The 17,885-nt window shown below is 68.3% G+C and carries 16 protein-coding genes; 11 read left to right on the top strand and 5 right to left on the bottom strand.

Going from position 1 to position 17,885, the window contains the following annotated elements; genetic code table 11:
- Window positions 1–93: 93 nt before the first annotated feature.
- Together SK854_RS06260 and SK854_RS06255 are read left to right on the top strand one after the other, a co-directional pair.
- The gene (locus tag SK854_RS06260; protein WP_319974025.1) at window positions 94–759 is read left to right on the top strand and encodes a TetR family transcriptional regulator; all 666 of its coding nucleotides are present in this window, start codon (window positions 94–96) and stop codon (window positions 757–759) included.
- A gap of 271 nt (window positions 760–1,030) precedes the next feature.
- Complete coding sequence (locus SK854_RS06255; RefSeq protein WP_319974024.1) at window positions 1,031–1,654, top strand: hypothetical protein; 624 nt, start codon at window positions 1,031–1,033, stop codon at window positions 1,652–1,654.
- Window positions 1,655–1,792: 138 nt separating this feature from the next.
- On the opposite strand, the gene SK854_RS06250 is transcribed toward SK854_RS06255, so the two are convergent.
- Complete coding sequence (locus tag SK854_RS06250) at window positions 1,793–2,740, bottom strand: cyclase family protein (RefSeq protein ID WP_319974023.1); 948 nt, start codon at window positions 2,738–2,740, stop codon at window positions 1,793–1,795.
- A gap of 308 nt (window positions 2,741–3,048) precedes the next feature.
- Here SK854_RS06250 and SK854_RS06245 point away from each other — a divergent pair, with 308 nt between their 5' ends.
- On the top strand, window positions 3,049–3,891 hold the full coding sequence (locus SK854_RS06245) for an alpha/beta fold hydrolase (protein WP_319974022.1): 843 nt from the start codon (window positions 3,049–3,051) through the stop codon (window positions 3,889–3,891).
- 2 nt (window positions 3,892–3,893) lie between these two features.
- Here the strand turns inward: SK854_RS06245 and SK854_RS06240 are convergent, their stop codons facing one another.
- Window positions 3,894–4,811 (bottom strand): LysR family transcriptional regulator, encoded by a 918-nt coding sequence (locus SK854_RS06240; RefSeq protein WP_319974021.1) that lies wholly within the window; start codon window positions 4,809–4,811, stop codon window positions 3,894–3,896.
- 111 nt (window positions 4,812–4,922) lie between these two features.
- On the opposite strand from SK854_RS06240, the gene SK854_RS06235 reads away from it, so the two are divergent.
- The 6 genes from SK854_RS06235 to SK854_RS06210 are packed head-to-tail and all read left to right on the top strand — an operon-like array spanning window position 4,923 to window position 11,057.
- Window positions 4,923–5,867 carry a fumarylacetoacetate hydrolase family protein gene (locus SK854_RS06235; protein ID WP_319974020.1) on the top strand — a complete coding sequence of 315 codons (945 nt, stop codon included), beginning with the start codon at window positions 4,923–4,925 and terminating at the stop codon, window positions 5,865–5,867.
- On the top strand, window positions 5,864–6,979 hold the full coding sequence (locus tag SK854_RS06230; RefSeq protein WP_319974019.1) for an FAD-dependent monooxygenase: 1,116 nt from the start codon (window positions 5,864–5,866) through the stop codon (window positions 6,977–6,979). The genes SK854_RS06235 and SK854_RS06230 overlap by 4 nt, the downstream gene beginning before the upstream one ends.
- The gene (locus tag SK854_RS06225) at window positions 6,976–7,980 is read left to right on the top strand and encodes an amidohydrolase family protein (RefSeq protein WP_319974018.1); all 1,005 of its coding nucleotides are present in this window, start codon (window positions 6,976–6,978) and stop codon (window positions 7,978–7,980) included. The genes SK854_RS06230 and SK854_RS06225 overlap by 4 nt, the downstream gene beginning before the upstream one ends.
- The gene (locus SK854_RS06220; RefSeq protein WP_319974017.1) at window positions 7,980–8,918 is read left to right on the top strand and encodes a VOC family protein; all 939 of its coding nucleotides are present in this window, start codon (window positions 7,980–7,982) and stop codon (window positions 8,916–8,918) included. Before SK854_RS06225 ends, SK854_RS06220 begins: the two co-directional genes overlap by 1 nt.
- Window positions 8,918–9,868 (top strand): fumarylacetoacetate hydrolase family protein, encoded by a 951-nt coding sequence (locus SK854_RS06215; protein WP_319974016.1) that lies wholly within the window; start codon window positions 8,918–8,920, stop codon window positions 9,866–9,868. Before SK854_RS06220 ends, SK854_RS06215 begins: the two co-directional genes overlap by 1 nt.
- Before the next feature lie 7 nt (window positions 9,869–9,875).
- Window positions 9,876–11,057 (top strand): MFS transporter, encoded by a 1,182-nt coding sequence (locus tag SK854_RS06210; protein ID WP_319974015.1) that lies wholly within the window; start codon window positions 9,876–9,878, stop codon window positions 11,055–11,057.
- Between the two features lie 41 nt (window positions 11,058–11,098).
- Here the strand turns inward: SK854_RS06210 and SK854_RS06205 are convergent, their stop codons facing one another.
- The 3 genes from SK854_RS06205 to SK854_RS06195 all read right to left on the bottom strand — a co-directional run bounded on the left by SK854_RS06205 (window position 11,099) and on the right by SK854_RS06195 (window position 12,233).
- Window positions 11,099–11,524, bottom strand: coding sequence for a hypothetical protein (locus tag SK854_RS06205; RefSeq protein ID WP_319974014.1), 426 nt, complete (start codon window positions 11,522–11,524; stop codon window positions 11,099–11,101).
- 101 nt (window positions 11,525–11,625) lie between these two features.
- Complete coding sequence (locus tag SK854_RS06200; protein ID WP_319974013.1) at window positions 11,626–11,934, bottom strand: hypothetical protein; 309 nt, start codon at window positions 11,932–11,934, stop codon at window positions 11,626–11,628.
- A gap of 137 nt (window positions 11,935–12,071) precedes the next feature.
- On the bottom strand, window positions 12,072–12,233 hold the full coding sequence (locus SK854_RS06195; protein WP_319974012.1) for a hypothetical protein: 162 nt from the start codon (window positions 12,231–12,233) through the stop codon (window positions 12,072–12,074).
- Window positions 12,234–12,557: 324 nt separating this feature from the next.
- On the opposite strand from SK854_RS06195, the gene SK854_RS06190 reads away from it, so the two are divergent.
- A complete protein-coding gene (locus SK854_RS06190; RefSeq protein WP_319974011.1) occupies window positions 12,558–13,442 on the top strand; it encodes a hypothetical protein in 885 nt (294 codons plus the stop codon).
- Window positions 13,439–17,866 (top strand): WD40 repeat domain-containing protein, encoded by a 4,428-nt coding sequence (locus tag SK854_RS06185; protein ID WP_319974010.1) that lies wholly within the window; start codon window positions 13,439–13,441, stop codon window positions 17,864–17,866. The genes SK854_RS06190 and SK854_RS06185 overlap by 4 nt, the downstream gene beginning before the upstream one ends.
- The last annotated feature ends 19 nt before the right edge of the window (window positions 17,867–17,885 follow it).

Below are 17,885 nucleotides of genomic sequence, written 5' to 3'. Positions count from 1 at the left end.
GTGCAGACCAGATCACGGACGCCGCGAGCGCGACGAAACCGATTTAACGCATTAGATGTGCGTTACTTGGCGAGGCTGACTAGGATCGCACCTGTGAACCAGCGAGCCCGTTCAGCAGAGGACAAGGTGCGTCGCACCGAGGACCTGCTCAAAGCCGCAGAGGTGCTCGCCGACGAGCTCGGGGGTGCTCGGCACGTCACAGTGACGGCTGTCGCCCAACGCGCCGGAATCGATCCGTCCGGAATGCGCCGTTATTTCTCCAGCAAGGAGGAACTCCTGCTCGAACTGGCCGAGCGGGGCTGGACGCGCTGGAGAGAACTGGTCCTGGCGGTGCCGGGAGGCCCTGATCTGTTCAGTCCTGCTGAGACGGCCGGGGTTCTCAGCAGGACGATCGCCGAGCTTCCGCTCTTCTGCGACCTGCTCACCCACGTGCCACTCAGCCTGGAGGGTGACGTCGACATGGAGAGGGCACGTCGCTACAAGATCAACGCATTTACCGCCTACGACGACATGGCGCGCCACCTGGAGGCGGCGAGCGTGATGTCCAGCAAGCAGGTCGCCGACCTCATCACCATCACGCTCGCGCTCGCTGCCAACCTCTGGCAGGTCGCACACCCCACGCCGACCCTGGCCGCTCTGTACGAGCAGGTGCCTCGCTGGGGACATGTGGCGCTCGAGTTCGCGGGCAACTTGACCCACCTGCTCGAAGCCAGCGCCGTCGGTGTCCACGCCACAGGACTCGCCACCCCGGCGAGTTGAGCGCCGGCCTGGAGGCCGTGCTCATCCCGTCGCGCAGCTCTCAGAATCCGTGCTCTTGCACTCGCCGTGCTGAGCGTGGCCGTTGTCCCCTGTTGGACCTGGCCGGTGGGCCAGGTCGGCGAACCGTTCTCCGCTGTGGTGAGGCTGGACTTCGCACCATCCTCATGCACCAGACGTGGATCATGTTCGCTGAGACCGGCGACCCCGGCCGGCCGGCGGGCACGTCCGGTCCATCGGGCCGACCCTCGACATCGAAAGGGAACACGACACCGTGGAGATGGAAGAACTGCTGTGGCGCTTGGCCGACAACTACGCGCCCGCCCGGCCGGCGTACTCCGTCGCTACCCGGCCGACGTGGTTCGACCACGCTGGTGATCTCGTCGTGCTGAACAGTCCGATCACCTGGGAGACCCCTTGGCGCACCGAGGGCGGGTTCACCCACCGGCTGCCTGTGGGCAGCCACCCCGTACACGTGGGCTCCACCCCCTTCACCCCGGACGGCGAAGACCCGGACGCGTCCTGGCACACCGTCTCCATGGTCGTGATCCCGCTGGCCGAGCCCTCCCGGATCGCTGCGGCGGACTGGAACGTCCCGGGCTACGACGACTCCCACTTCATCGAGGACTACGCCGTTCTGTGGGGTGAAGAAGCCATGCGCGCATCGCTTCCGCATGACGCGGACGGCACGCCCGCCTTCGTCCGTGACGCGCGAGACGACATCCGAGCCAGAGGGCCGCGTCAGCGGCAGGACAACTGGACGAACGTGGTGCTGGAGCAGGAAACCGGTGCGAACGCCTTCGTCCTCCCCGTGCACGACGCGGACTACGTCACGGGCTGGGAGATCGTCGACGACCAGAGCAACCTGCTCTGCCTGGTGTTAGCGGCCTGCGAATGAGGGCCGCTCGGGGTCTTGTGTTTTTTCGTACGCGTTGACCTGCACGCGGTGGTGCCCGCCGCAACGACGACGAGGGTGGCGTACACACCTAGTGCCGTGACGCGCGAAACGCTCATCTGCAGCACCTCCACTGCTGGGTCACTTGACGGCGACGGGGTTCACCGGCGCACCGACGGCACCGGTGACCGGAATCGGAGCGGCGGTGAGCCAGAAAGCGTAGGTGCTGTCCGCGGCGCAGTCTTCGGCGAGTTCGTCGAGGTTCCACATCTCGCCGAGGAAGAGTCCGATGTGGGGGATCGCGACCTGGTGCAGGGGCTGGAACGCGTCGTCGAACTCGTTGGGGCGCACCTCGCAGCCCCAGGTGTCGGTGGCGATTCCCGCGATCTCGTTGCGGTGCAGCCAGTCCAGCGTGCCGAAGGAGAGTCCGGGGGACGGGCCGCCCGCGTACTCACCCCATCCCTCACTGCGTGCGCGGGTGAGCCGTCCGGTGCGCACGCACACCAGATCGCCGCGCCTCACGTCAATGCCGTGAGCGCCGGCGGTGTCGAGGAGGTGCTGTTCGGTGATGGCGAATCCGTCCGGCAGTTCGCCACCGCCCACGACGCGGCCGACGTCGAGGAGAACTCCGCGACCGCTGATGAGGCCGCGGACGGTCTCGATCCCGGTGACCGCGTCGCCCTCGCTGGTGACGACCGCGCTTGCGCGACGCCCGTTCCACGCTCGGCCGTGGTCGAAGATGTGCCCGAGGCCGTCCCAGTGGGTGGAGCACTGCAGCGGCATCGCGATGACGTCGTCGGCGCCGCCGAGGCCGTGCGGGAAGCCTTGGTTGCCGTGCTCCGCGTCCAGTCCGGTGTCGAGCATGGTGTGCACCGGGTTGGTGCGGCGGCGCCATCCCCGCTGCGGGCCGTCCGCGGAGTACGGCAGGGACAGGGAGAAGGTGCGTCCACGGGTGACGAGCCTGGCGGCGGCGACCCTGTCGGCGTCCGTGATGTGGTTGAGCGTGCCGAGAACGTCGTCAGGGCCCCATCGGCCGATGTTGGAACAGCGCTGGGCGGCTGCGGCGATCGCGGCGGCGGCATCGGTCATGAGCTGTCACTTTTCTGCTCTGGCACCGCATCCGGTGCTGATCGGGTCGTGACGCCCCGAAGATCGCCCCGGGTCCGCACCGACCGCGCCCAGAGTCGCCGAGCAGCGGGTATCAGGGAAGGCCGACCTGCTAATGATCGATATCCGCGTGACCGATAGACGCAGCTCAGTCGTCCTTCGGGTCGAGTCCCACGGCGAGCCGCTTCGGCACCGCCGAAGACCTGGCGGCGCGCCGTCCGGACGTACCGTTCGACAGTGCCGCGCCCGCCTACCCCCACCGTCACGGACTCACCTGCGGAAGGCCTGCGATGACCGACCCCCTGACCGATGTCAAAGCCTTGGTGGAAGCCGGTTTGGCCGCCGCCCCGATACCCCGGACCGCGACGGTCGTCGTGGACGACGGCACGGAGATCGCCTTCCACCGCTGGGAGCCTGACCCCGAGGTCGAGCCGCATCCGGTTCCCGTCGTGCTGCAGCACGGGTTCACGGTCGACACGATGGTGGAGTGGGCCAGCCGCGGCATGGTCGTGGCCTTGACCGCCGCCGGGCGCACCGTCGTCGGGGTCGACGCCCGTGGGCACGGCCTGTCGCAGAAGTCCCCGGATCCCGGCCGCTACGGCGAACCGCGCATGGCCCGCGATCTCCGGGCGGTCATCGACCTCCTGGACGTGCCCGCGGTGGACCTCGCCGGCTACTCGATGGGGTCGATCATCTCGCTGCTCGCCGCCGCCGAGGAACCGAAGGTGCGCCGGCTGGTCGTCGGAGGCGTCGGCGCCGGGGTCGTCGAGGTCGGCGGTGTCGACACGCGCGAACTGGATGGAGACGTGCTCGCGCAGGCGTTTCTCGCCGACGACCCGAGTTCGCTCCCGCCGGAGATGGTCGGCATGCGCGCGTTCGCGGAGATGGTGGGCGCCGACTTCCCGTCGCTGGCGGCGCAAGCACGGTCCCTGCACACGGGCGGGGTCGACTTCTCCCGGATCACCGCCGAATCGCTCGTCATCGCGGGCGACGAGGATCCGCTGGCCGTGCGGCCCGAGGTGCTCGCTGAAGCCATGCCGAACGCACGGCTGGTACTCGTGGCGGGTGATCACAACACCGCGGGCAGCAACCCGGACTTCCGTGGCGCGGTGGTGGACTTCCTCCGGAACTGAGTTCAGCGGCCTGCCGGCAACTCGCTGCCGGCCTGGGTGAAGAGGGCGCGCAGCCAGACGTGCTCCGCGTCGTGGGTGTGCGTCGGATGCCACCACAGCGCTTCCACGAGCGGCACGACGTCCCAAGGGCAGTCCAGCACCCGCAGCCTCTCGTCCCTGGCGAGATGCCGTGCCAGTTGGGCCTGCACCAAGGCGAGTTTCTCGGTGCCCAGGACGTAGTACGGCAGCGCGAGGAAGCTCTCCACGACGCACTGGACCCGCGGCGCGGCGCCGATCAGCTGGAGCTGCCTGCCGGCACCGGTGAACGCGGAAGCGCTGTGGTAGGTGAACACCCAGGGCAGGCGCTGGGCGTCGGCCATGGTCAGGGTGTCGCCGATGGCGTCGGAGTCGCGGTCGGCGATGACGACCCACGAGTCGGTGAACAGGTTGACCGACGGAAGGTCGAACAGAACGCCGTGGGGGAGAAGGATTCCGTCGACTCCGCGCATCGCCTCGCCCCCGGCCTCGATCACCGCGGGGCTGTGGTGCTCCAGCCTCAAGGTGACGGACGGCGCCTGCTCCGCGATCAGCGCGGTGACCCGCGGTCCCAGGACCGCCATCGGGTAGTCGGAGGCGAGGACGGTGAAGGTTCTGCGCGACGTGGCGGGGTTGAAGTCCGGTTCGCTGGCGAACACGCGCTCGACCCCGGCGAGCGCGAGCCCCGTTCGCCTGCGCAGCTGCACGGCCAGCGGTGTCAGTTCGTAGGAGTTGCCGGACCGGGTCAGCAGCGGATCGTCGAAGTGCCGCCGAAGCCGGGCGAGCGCGCCGGACAGCGCGGGCTGGGAGAGCCCCAGGCGTTCGGCCGCGCGGGTGACGGACCGTTCCGCCAGCAACACGTCGAGCGGGACGAGCAGGTTGAGGTCCAGGTTCGCCAGGTTCACATCGGCACCGTAATTCGTCTCGCTGATACCCAGTATCAGGATATTCGGGTTCCCTTATATCCGCTGCTCGCGTGACAGTAGTCGCCGTCACCGTCGACGGAAGGACCTCACGTGGCCGTCCCCTTCGCCATCGCCACCATCTCGACAGGGCGTGGTACCGCCGAGGTCCGGGAGGTGCCCGCCCTCGTCGTCGACATCGACGGCGCGCCCCGGTGGCGGGACCTGTCCGACATCGCACCCGCGGTGCACGCGCTGCTGCACGACTGGGATGCGGTGTTCCCGCGGCTCCGCGGTCTCGTGGGGCAGGCGGACATCCCGCTGGAGCCCACGAGCCTGCGAGCGCCGCTCAACCCCGGCCAGATCCTGCAGGCAGGCGCGAACTACCGCACGCACGTGATCGACCTCGCGGTGAAGCACGCACCAGACAGGCCCGCCGACGAGGTGCGCGCCGAAGCAGCGGCGATGATGGACCGGCGCATCGCCGACGGGGAGCCGTACATCTTCATCGGCCTGACCTCGTCCGTCACCGGGCCCTACGACGACGTGGTCCTGCCCGCGTACTCCGAGCGGCACGACTGGGAACTGGAACTGGCGGTGGTGATCGGCCGCAGCGCTTTCCAGGTGAGCCGTGACGACGCCTTGGACCACGTTGCCGGGTACACCATCGCCAACGACCTCACGACTCGCGATCTCGTGTTCCGGCGGGACATGCCGGAGATCGGCAGCGACTGGTTCCGCGCCAAGAACGCCCCCGGTTTCACGCCGCTGGGCCCCTACCTCGTTCCGGCCGAGTTCGTGAGCGCGCACCCTCGGGTGAGGCTGGACCTCAACGGGGAGGTGATGCAGGACGAGTCCACAAAGGACATGATCTTCGACGTCGCCGCGCTGGTCTCCGCCGCGTCGAGGACCGCCGTGCTGCGGCCGGGCGATCTCCTGCTCACCGGCAGCCCCGCGGGCAACGGCATGGCGCACGGACGGTTCCTGCGCGCCGGTGACGTCATGACGGGGTCGATCACCGGCCTCGGAGTTCAGCGCACCCGCGTGGTGAAGCCGTGAGCGCCGTCGAGTCGGTCGGGATCATCGGAGGCGGGGTCGCCGGGCTGGCCGCCGCGATCCTGCTCGCCGAAGAAGGCGTGGCCGTCGACCTCATCGACGCCAAGTCCGACATCGGCGCGATCGGATCCGGCATCACGTTGCAGGGCAACGCGTTGCGGGTGCTGCACCGGCTCGGCGTGTGGGAAGGCGTGCGGCGCCTCGGTTTCGGGTTCGACACCCTCGGCCTGCGCGCTCCCGACGGCACCCTGCTGGCCACGATCCCCGACGCCCGCACCGGAGGACAGGACCTGCCCGCCACCGTCGGCATGTACCGTCCCGACCTCGCCAGGCTCCTCGCCGAACGGGCCGCCGCGCTCGGGGTGAAGATCCGGACAGGCGTGACGGCGACGGCGCTCGGCCTGGACGCGGAACTGTCCACTTCAGATGGTGGCCGGGCGCGGTACGACCTGGTGATCGGTGCCGACGGCGTGCGGTCGTGGACCCGTGCGGCGATGGGGATCGAGCTCGGCACCGAGCCGATCGGCATGGGCATCTGGCGCGCTTTCGCCCAGCGACCGGAGTCGGTGATCCAGACCGACCTGACCTACGGCGGCGAGGCCTACATCGCCGGCTACTGCCCGACCGGTGAGGACAGCCTCTACGCCTACCTGGTCGAGGACGCGCAGGATCGCAGCGGCCTGAGCCCGGACGAACGTCTGAGCACCATGCGGGCGCTGGCCGAGAACTACCACGGTCCCTGGGACGACATCCGCGCGAACCTCGTCGATCCCGCGCGGGTCAACTACACCTGGTTCGAGCACCACCTTCTGGACGGCCCCTGGCATCGCGGCCGTGTCGTGCTGATCGGCGACGCGGTGCACTGCTGCCCGCCCACCCTCGCCCAAGGTGCTGCCCAGGCACTGGAAGACGCTCTTGTGCTCGCCGAGCTGCTCACCACCCGCGACGCCGTCGACGAGGACCTGTGGACCGAGTTCTCCGCGCGGCGCCTGCCCCGTGTCCGCGCGGTCGTGGAGGGCTCGGTGCAACTGTGCCGCTGGCTGCTGGCCGGTGAACGCGGCGACACCGCCGGGTTGATGGGCAGGATCGCGGCTGTCGTTGCGGAGGCACCATGACGGCCGTGGTCGACGTGCACGCCCACTGCCTGATCGCCGAGGTCGAGGCACTGGTGGCCGGGCACGCGGGCCTGGCGGAGCACCGCGCGCTGGAAGCTCTTCGCAACGGGCCGGAATCCGCCGCGGTCTCCGGTGCGATGGTCCGGTCCGCGTTGCCCTCGCTGACCTCCGTCCAGCAGCGACTCGTGGACATGGACTCCGCCGGCGTGGACGTGCAGGTCGTGTCGCCCTCTCCGTCCCACTACCACTACTGGGCGGATCGGGACCTGGCGACACAGGTGTGCCGCGCCGCGAACCACGGCGTCGCCGCTCTTGTGGCTTCCGCACCGCGACGGCTTCGAGGTCTCGGCCTCGTCCCGTTGCAGCACCCCGAACTGTGCGCGGACATGCTCGACCACGCGATGGGCCTCGGGCTCAAGGGCGTGGAGATCTCCTCGTTCGCACCGGGCGTCGACCTGTCCGACGAGCGGCTGGACCCGTTCTGGGCGCGCGCGTCCGACACCGGAGCGGTGGTCTTCCTGCACCCCTTCGGATGCTCCCTCGACCAACGGCTGGACCGCTTCTACCTCTCCAACACGGTGGGGCAGCCGGTGGAGAACGCCGTGGCGCTCTCCCACCTGATCTTCGGCGGCGTCCTGGACCGTCACCCCGGTCTCAAGGTCGTGGCCGCGCACGGCGGTGGCTACCTCCCGACCTACCTCGGCCGTTCCGACCACGCCTGGCAGGTGAGACCCGAGGCCCGCGGCTGCGCGGACCCGCCGTCGTCCTACCTGCGCAGACTCTGGTTCGACTCTCTGGTCCACACCCCGGACGCGCTGCGGGCGCTCGTCGCCGCGGTCGGCGCCGACCGGGTGCTGCTCGGTTCCGACCACCCCTTCGACATGGGCGTCACCGATCCGGTCGCCCGCCTCGACGCCGCCGGACTGACCGCGGGCGACCGCGACGCGATCGCCGGCGGTACCGCACTGAAACTGGGGCTCGGCCCCGGGAAGGACTCGTGATGGCCCAGCGGCTGATCACCCACCTGCGCCACGTGGACCTCGCGGTGCCGGACCTGGCGCTCCAGCAGTCGTTCTACACAGGACAGTGGGGGCTCACCGAGGTCGCGACCGACACGGGACTGTCTTTCTTGGCCGCGGAAGGCTCACCCGAGCAGTACGTCGTGCGGCTGCGGGAAGCGACCGACAAGCGCATCGACCTCATCGCCTTCGGCGCGGCCACTCCCGCCGACGTCGACACGCTCGCTCAGACCCTGGCCCGTGACGGCGTCCAGCTCGTCTCCGAACCGGGCCTCGTCGCCACACCCGGCGGCGGATACGGCTTCCGCTTCTTCGACAACGAGGGCCGCACCGTCGAGGTGTCCGCCGACGTCACCCTGCGCGCCCACCGCAAGGTCGAGGAGGGAGAGTCCGTCCCGGTCCGGCTCTCGCACGTGGTGATCAACTCCGCTGACCCCGAGGGCACGGTCGCGTTCTACGAACGCCATCTCGGCTTCGCGCTCTCAGACGTTCTGATGCATCCCCGCATGGGCAACATGATGTGGTTCCTGCGCTGCAACGACTGGCACCACAGCTTCGCCATCGCCCGCGGCCCCCATCCCGCGCTGCACCACGCCAGCTTCGAGATGCGCGGCATCGACGAGTACATGCGCGGCACCGGACGCCTGCTGCGCGCCGGTGTCGAGAAGATCTGGGGACCGGGCAGGCACAAGGCGGGCAACAACACGTTCTCCTACTTCCTCGATCCCCAGGGAAACACGCTCGAATACACCACGGAACTCGACCGTCTCGACGAGGACACCTGGCACCCCGGTCTGCACGACTTCAGCGACCCCGCGGTGTCCGATCAGTGGGGGACCGCCAACCGCATGGACGAGTTCGTCGCCGCGAAGTCGTTCAACGACCCGGACCGGGGCCTCTTCCAGGCCCCGCCGGTCTGATGCGGTTCGCGACCGTCGAGGAGCCCGGCGGCGACGTCCGCTGCGGCGTCGTCGACGGCGACACCCTGATGCGCCTGCCCGCCGGGACGAGCGTGCTGGACCTCCTGAGGTCCGGCACGCTGCTCGAGGCGGGGGCGGCGGCCGACGACCCGATCTCCTTGTCCGGCTTGAGGTTCCTGCCGCCGGTCGACGCACCCACGGTGCGTGACTTCGTCGCGTTCGAGGAGCACGTCGAAGGCATCGCCGGTGTGGTCGACGAGGCCTGGTACGCCGCGCCGACCTTCTACTTCACCAATCCGTACGCCCTCATCGGCGCTCACGACGACGTGGCCGTTCCGCCCGGCAGCCACCGCCTGGACTTCGAACTGGAGGTCGCCGCCGTGATCGGGGCCCCAGGCTCCGACCTGACTCCTGAGCAGGCCCGCCACCACATCGCCGGCTACACGATCCTCAACGACTGGTCGGCCCGTGATCTCCAGTTCCGCGAGATGGCGGTCCGGCTGGGTCCCTGCAAGGGCAAGGACTTCGCCACCACGCTGGGCCCGGTCCTCGTGACCGCCGACGAGCTGGAGCCCTACCGCGATCCGGACGGGTTCCTGTCGCTGGGCATGACCGTCGCGGTCAACGGCACCGAGATCGGACGCGACCTGCTGTCCAACATGGCCTGGCCGTTCGAGGACCTGGTCGCCTACGCCAGCCGGGGCACACAGGTGCGCCCTGGTGACGTCCTCGGCTCAGGCACGTGCGGCAACGGCGGCTGCCTCGCCGAACTGTGGGGGAGAGGTAGCGAACTACCGCCACTCGCTCCCGGCGACGTGGTGACCATGACCGTCGACGGTCTCGGCGCCATCGCCAACACCGTCGTCGCGGGCATCGGCCCGCACCCGATTCCGGCGGCGCGCCGCCGCAGCCGGCACAGACCCGCTTCACCCGGTCCCACAACGATGTGAGGTGCCCATGACCGCCGCCCCGACCCGCACCGCCGGTCTGCCACAACTGCTGGTCCTGCTCGCCGCGAGCTCGCTGTCCGTCCTCGGTGCGGTGCTGATCGCTCCGGTACTGCCCCAGATGAGCGCGCACTTCGCCGACGTCCCCGGCGTCGGGATCCTCGTACCGCTCGTGCTCACCGTGCCGGCTCTGGTGATCGGCCTGACCGCCCCGTTCGCGGGCGTGATCGTCGACCGGATCGGACGCGTCCGCATCCTTCTGGTTGCGCTCGTCGTCTACGCCGCCGCCGGTACCGCCCCGCTCTGGCTCGACGACCTCGGCTCGATCATCGCCAGCCGGGTGGTGGTCGGCGTGTGCGAAGCCGCGATCATGACGAGCGCCACCACTCTCATCGGCGACTACTGGACGGGTGACCGCCGCAACCGCTACCTCGGTCTGCAGGCCACCGTCGCCACCATCTCCGCGACCGCGTTCATCGCTGCCGGCGGTGCTCTGGGCGTCGGCGGGTGGCGCGCTCCCTTCTGGATGTACCTGGTGTCCCTGATCCTGGTCGTTCCGGCCGCGCGTCTGTTGTGGACTGTCGGCGAGAGCTCGTCGGGCGAGGCATCGGTGCGAGTGCCCCTGCCCTGGCGGACTCTTGTCGTGCCGTGCCTGGTGTCCGTCGTCGGTGGTGCGGTGTTCTACGCCCTCATCGTTCAGCTCTCGTTCGTCCTGAACGGCATCGGCGTCACGTCCTCCGGGATGATCGGCGCCGCGACCGCCGTCATGTCGATCGCCACGGCGATCGGAGCGGCACTGTTCGGCAAGCTCATCCGGCTCGGCCGGAGGACGTTGCTGCCCGCCGAGTTCGCGCTGGCGGGAACCGGCCTGGTGGTCGTGTTCGCCACCAGTTCGCTACCGGTGATCCTCGCGGGAGCGATGATCACCGGATTCGCGACCGGCGTCCTGCTGCCGACCCTGCTCACGTGGGCGGTCGACCGCCTCGACTACGCCGCCCGCGGCCGGGGAACCGGTCTGTGGACGGGTTCTCTGTTCGTGGGCGAGTTCTTCTCACCTCTGGTGATCGCCGCCTTCGCGGCCGCGACCGGTGGGCTGCAAAGCGGTATCGCTGTTCTCGGGGCCCTGTCGGTCGCGGTCGCCACTGTGCTGTGGATCGGCTTGAGCGGCCGCGCGGTCGTCCCCGCCAGGTGAACGTGGTCAGAACAGGATCAAGCCGTAACCAACTTGATCAACTACGGCGCGTGCCGCTTGGTGATGTTCTCCGCGCAGTACGTCGTCCTGCCGTCGTTGTCCGTGATGCTGATCGCGACCGTCACGCTCGGGCCGTTGACTCCCGCGGTGATGTTGAGCGGGTGGTCGCGGTCGAAGAACACGTCGCGTGACTCGGCGCCATCACTGTCGTGGAAGACCATCCACGCACGGCCTGCCCCGCCAGGCACGAGGCTCGACAGATCCACCCCTGTCACCCGCACGGTCCAGGCGTGCTGCGGCTGCCCCGTCCACGAGTACAGCCCGATCCGGCCGCCGCAGTCACCGGGCGGCGGCATCTCGGCGGCATGGGCCGCGACCGACGAGGCCGCGACGGACGGCTCGGCCAGCGCGGCCGAACCGGGAAACACCAGGACGAGGGCGGCAAGCAGCCCGAGAAGGTTTCGCAAGACAATTCCCCCAGGAATCGGTGTGTGGCACGGCGCGTCGCCGCACCGGGACCGACCCTAGTGACGCGCCAGTGCCCGTGACTCCCAGTTGGACAACCTGTTCACGAGCCGTTCGGTTCGCCGAAGCGCTTCGCGAGACCGAGGAACTGCTGCGACAACGAGCCCGCTCGGGTCAGCAGCTCCTCGTACTCGTCGAGAAGGCGCGCCGCGCGCGGGTCGGCGCCCACACCGGGCGCCGTCCGCACTCGCCTGGCCACGTTCATCCCGTGGAACGCGAGCATCACCATCACCTCGCTGAGGATGTCGACCTCGCTCTTGGCCGCGGGCTCGTCACCCGAGTCCTGGTCGGGCAGCTCCAGCAGCGCTTCGCGGAGCCTGCTCCGTCCTTCCGGTGTGATCGGTGCGTTCATCGGATCCCCCAAGTGTCGTGTACCACCGCGAGGCTAGTCGTGCTCAGCGGGAGGCGACCAGCTTCGCCACGCCGTCCAGGATCATCTCCAGGTTGCACTCGAACGAGTGCTTCGGGCTGAACGCGCTCTGATGCGCCTCACACCGCGTTGCCCACGCGCGAGGCCAGCGGGTAGCGGGCCGGGTCGAACACCTTCATCAGGAACGGTGCCGCCGCGCGGTCGCTGATCGGCGGCGCAGCCAGGTCCTGGTGGCCACTGCTGGCCTCTTCTCGCGGAGTTCGGTGGTCGCGTCGATCCATCGCTTCTGCAGGGCGACCATCAGTCGTTGCTGGACTTCTGCGGTGACGTGCGAGTAGGTCTTCTGGATCCTGTCGGGGAGCTTGTGGCCCGGTCGGCGGGACTGGACGTCAGGCCCGCCGGGGCATGTTCGGCACCCACAGGCGCTCTCATCGTCATCGTCCTTTGTGGAGTTCGCGAGACTTGGATATTCCCTGCGCAGAAGAATTTGTGGCCAGGTTTGTATCCGATGAGGTAACGAACGTCAGGCCCCGAATGATGTTCGAGGCACAGCGGAGGCATTTCGTGATCTGTTGACAGGAGGACCAGTGGCTCAGGTGGTAGTGGTGCACGGCGTGGGGCAGGAGTTTCGCGGCCCGGAGACGATGCATCAGCTGGCCGGGCCGGCAGTGCGCGACGGCGTTCGTCTTGCCGGGGGACCACGGCTGCAGGAAGACGACATCGACTGCGCGTTCTTCGGCGACCTGTTCTTCGCTCCTGGATCGCGGTCTTGGGACCTTCCGCCGTGGGATGAGTACGACGTCGACGGGGAACTTGAGCTCGAGCTGCTGGAAGCCTGGTGGGCGCGAGCCGCCGAACTGGACGACGCCGTGTGGGGTCCTGACCGTCCAGGGGGACGAGGTGTCGTCGGTTACGTCGCGTCACGCGCGTTGCTCGTCCAGCGGGTACGTGCGGCGTTGGACGCGCTGAGCGCATCCAGGTTCTTCGCTGGCACGTCGGATCGACTGCTGATCTTCGCTTTGAAGCAGGTGCGGAGATACATGACGGAGCCGCAGCTGAGGCTGGACGTTCAGGCCAGGGTTGCGCAGGAAGTCCGTGAGGACACACGCGTCATCGTCGGACACTCCCTGGGATCTGTGGTCGCGTACGAGGCCCTGTGCGCTCATCCGGAATGGCCGGTGACCGAATTTGTCACCCTCGGCTCACCACTCGGGCTCAGATCTGTGATCTTCGACCGACTGGAACCCCCACCGGTCGACATGGTCGGATCCTGGCCGGGTGGAATCGAGCGATGGACCAATGTCGCTGATCCCGGCGACGTCGTTGCGCTTGTGAACACGTTGGCGAGCCGTTTCGGTCCGCGCGTCACCGATGTGCCGATCACCAACGGCGTTCAGATGCATGATCTCAGGCGCTACCTCACGGCACATGCCACGGGCGCTGCGATCGCGGCAGGACTGCCGGATCATGTGGAGGCCGATCAGCGGTGACCAGCGGTGATCGTCGCACCATCGCCAGGCGGTTCCTGATCTCGCTGGGCATCGCCGTCTATCGCGACACGGCAATCCCAGATCTCAGCGCGGCAGTCGGTGACGCGGAACGGGTCGCCGGTCTGTTGGCGCCGATGAACTATGTGAGGGCGCTGCCGGCACTGGCATCCACTCCCGCTGCCTCGGTGCCGGGAGAAATCGAGAAGTGGGCGGTGGAACAGCAACTCGGCCCGCGCGATGTGGTGGTCATCTACATCGCCGCGCACGGAAGCAAGGGGCCTGACCGGCACTACCTGTTGTGGCCGGATTCGGTTCCTGAGCGGTGGAGCACCGCCCTCGCGACGGAAGACCTGGCCCGCCCACTCATGCACGGTGGCGTCGGCAATCTGCTGATCATGCTGGACACCTGCTTCTCCGCGAGTGGTGCGGGTGACGCCGCCGTGCTGGCTTCCGAGCTGGTGGGCACCCAGCACAGCGCCGCCGGCCGCTGGACACTCGCGGCGGCACGAAGCAAGGAGGTGGCACGGGACAGTGCTTTCGTCGACGCGCTGACCGACACCCTGTCCAATCCACAAGCCGGGGCCAAACAGGAGTTCTTGTCCGTCCGCGAGGTCGCGGAACGCGTCAACAGCTACTTCTCTTCGCACGGACACCGGCAACGCGCCACACACACCACTGTGGACAGTGACGGCACGACGCCGTTCTTCATCAACGTCAACCACATACCCGGTCTGCCGCCGGGTGATCTCGACGTCGCCACGATCAACCGGCTGCGGGAGAGCAGCCGGCCGCACTTCTTCCCTCGCTCGATGGGGGTAGATCACCTCGTCGATCTGGGGGACTACTTCACCGCACGGATCACCGCCCTGCGTGAGCTCGCGGGCTGGCTGAACGCCGGCACTCACGACCGCAGGGCGCGAGTTGTGACAGGCCGTCCTGGCTCGGGGAAGTCGGCACTTCTGGGACGTCTGCTGCTGCTTCTGGATCCTGACGCTCCCGCACGGCGCACGACGCCCGCGGACGCGTTGCCTCGGGCCGGGCTCGACGTCATACCTCTGCACGCACGGCGCGCGACTTGCGAGTCACTCACCGCAGACTTGGCATCGGCCGTGGGGCATCCGGATGCGGACCGCGACGCTCTGCTGCAGGTGCTGGCCGAGAGGAAATCTCCGTTGACGCTGGTCGTGGACGCCCTGGACGAGGCAGGAACTTCGGGCGTGTCCTACGAACCGGCCCGGCTCAGCCGGGAACTGTTGCAGCCGCTCACATCTTTGCCGACAATCCGCCTGGTCGTGGGTGCACGACGCCCGGTCATCCCCGCGCTGGGCCAGGCCGTGGTCGTCATCGACCTCGACGACCCGGACTACATCGGCACGGAAGACATCGCCGCCTACGTGCACGCCGTGCTACTAGACGCCCAGGATCCCGAGAGTTTGTCCCCATACCGCGACAAATCCGATCTGGCGCGCGAGATCGCCGGGGCGATCGCGGGTCGTGCCGGTACCTCCTACCTCGTCGCACGTATGACGGCTCGAGCGCTGTTGCACGGACAAATCACCGTAGATGTCACTCGACCTGGCTGGCGTGACGAACTGCCGAGCGACGCGCGTCAGGCGTTCGAGGCGTACCTCGACCGATTCGGCGAGGATCGGCCCAAGGTGGAGCGCCTGCTTCGACCTCTCGCGTACGCCCAGGGAACTGGACTTCCCTGGTCGACCTTGTGGGCACCTGTTGCCGAGGCGCTGTCGGGGGTGCCGTGTCCACGCGAGGATCTGCGCTGGCTGCATGAACACGCGAGCGCTTACCTGGTCGAAAGCGGAACCCGGCAAGCTTCGGCGTTCCGGCTGTTCCACGAGACCATGGCCGAGTTCCTGCGTGATCGCAGCGTTGACACGGAAGCTCATCGGCTTATCACGGCCGCGTTGACGGCATCGGTGCCCGCGGCCGCCGCCAACGGTCGTCCGACGTGGACCGCAGCACACCCGTACGTTCTGAATCACCTCGCGACTCACGCCGCAGCCGGCCAGGTGCTCGATGATCTGTTGTCAGATCCCGAGTTCTTGGCGCACGCCAATCCCGAGGAACTCCTCGGCGCACTGCACACGGCGACGACTGACCGCGGGCAGCTGATGTCCGCCATCTACCGCGCATCGGCCGCCACTCACTGCCATCTCGCACCGCTGCGGCGACGGCAGCTCCTGGCCGCAGACGCGGCGCGGTTCAAAGCGACCGAGGAACACCGGATTCTGGCTCAGGATCTTCAGTGGCCCACGAGGTGGGCCACCGGGCAACAGCGGAACCTCGCGCTGCGCGCGACCTTGACCGGGCACGAGAACAGCGTCAACGCCGTCGCGTGCTGTGAAGTCGACGGAGCACCGGTCGCGGTCACGACCAGCGATGACCACACGGCGCGGGTGTGGAACCTGAGCACCGGCGCGCTGCGCAACACGCTCATCGCGCACGACGGGTGGGTCACGGATGTGGTCTGCACGAGGGTGGACGGGGCGGCGGTCGCCGTGACCATCAGCCGAGACGAGACAGCGTGCGTCTGGGACGTGGCGACCGGCTCGCTCCGCGCCAGGCTGACCGGCCACAGCGCTGAGCTGACCTCGGTCGCGTGCGTGGAAGTCGAGGGTGTGCCGGTCGCGATCACCACCAGTCGTGACGAGACTGCGCGGGTGTGGAATCTGAGGACGGGGAGGCTGCGGGCCGTCCTGGCCGGCCATCACAACTGGGTGAACTCCGTTGTCTGTTTCGAGGTTGCCGGCCGAGCCGTGGCAGTCACAACGAGCGGAGACCAGACAGCGCGTGTGTGGGATCTGAACACCGGATGTCTCCGCACGACGTTGACCGGACATGACGCGGGCGTGGCCGCGGTGGCCTGTGCCGAGGTGGACGGCCGGCCGCTGGCCGTCACCATCAGCCGCGACGAGATGGCGTTCGTCTGGGACCTGAACACAGCGGACCTTGTCGCCACACTGACCGGCCACCACGGAGGCATCACATCCGTTGTGTGCACGGAACTCGACGGACAGCGAATAGCCATCACGACAAGTGAGGACCGCACGGCTTGTGTGTGGGATCTGCGAACCGGTGTACTGCTGCACACCCTGACCGGACACAACGAGTGGGTGACCGCTGTCGTGCGCTCTGACGTCGACGGCCAGCCTGTCGCCATCACGACGAGCGACGACCACACCGCGCGGGTGTGGGACCTGCGCACCGGCCTGCAGCGCAACACGTTGGCAGGTCACGATGGCGAGGTCACCGCCGTGGCCTGCACCTTCCTCGATGGTGAACCGGTCGCCATCACTACCAGCGACGACCACACCGTGCGCGTTTGGCGACTGGCGGAGTACTTCAGCGATCACACGTCGGCAGGGCACAGCGCGGATGTCACGGCGGTCGCGTGCACTGAGATCGACAGTGAGCAACTGATGGTCACGGCCAGCGACGACGGCACGGCGTGCGTGTGGAACCTGCGGGACGGCACACTCAGGTTGACCATGGCAGCACATCACTTCGGCCTTACTGACGTGACGTGCACCGAGGTCGACGGCACCGCCGTGGCCATCACCACCGGTGAGGACCAGACCGCGAAGGTGTGGGATCTGCGCACGGGAGATGTGCGGCACAACCTCATCGGCCACAGCAAGTGGGTCAACGCTGTTGCCTGTACCGAGGTCGACGGCCGACGGGTCGCAGTGACGACAAGCGATGACAGGACCGTACGGGTGTGGGACCTCAGCACCGGTCGTTTGCTCAACACCTTCATCGAGCACCGCAACTGGGTGAACGCCGTGGCGTGCGTCGAAGTCGACGGCACGCCGCTCGCCGTCACCACCAGTCACGACCGAACTGTGCGCGTGTGGGACCTGTGCGCAGGTCAGTTGCGCGCGACGCTCACCGGCCACGAAGACGACGTGCACACCGTGGCGTGCACCAAGATCGACGGTCTCCCTGTAGCGGTCACCACGAGCCGTGACAAGACAGCGCGAGTCTGGGATCTGACCACTGCCACTCTGAGGCACACCCTCGCCGGACATGAGGACTGGGTCAACGCCGTGGCCTGCGCCGAGGTGGATGGCCGGCCCGTCGCGGTCACAACGAGCGGTGATCGAACCGCGCGGGTGTGGGACCTGGCCTCGGGAACGTTGCGACACACTTTCGCCCGTCACAACAACTGGATCAACGCGGTCGCCTGCACCGTGACGTTCGGCCAGCCGACTGCCATCACCACGAGCTCGGACGGCACCACACGGGTGTGGAGGCTGGCAACCGGCGAAGAACTCGCCGTGTTCGACTACGCCGGTTATATGAACGGTGTCTTGACCATGGGCCCTGCGGGGGAGATCGTGATTGGCACGGGGTGGGACATCCAGGTGATCGACAAGTTCTCAAGAACCGGTGCCTACAGGCCATGACAGCGCGTCCGGCGCCACT

Source organism: Lentzea sokolovensis (genome assembly GCF_033949975.1).
Classification (GTDB): Bacteria; Actinomycetota; Actinomycetes; order Mycobacteriales; family Pseudonocardiaceae; genus Lentzea; species Lentzea sokolovensis.
This window is presented reverse-complemented; position numbering and strand designations above follow the sequence as displayed.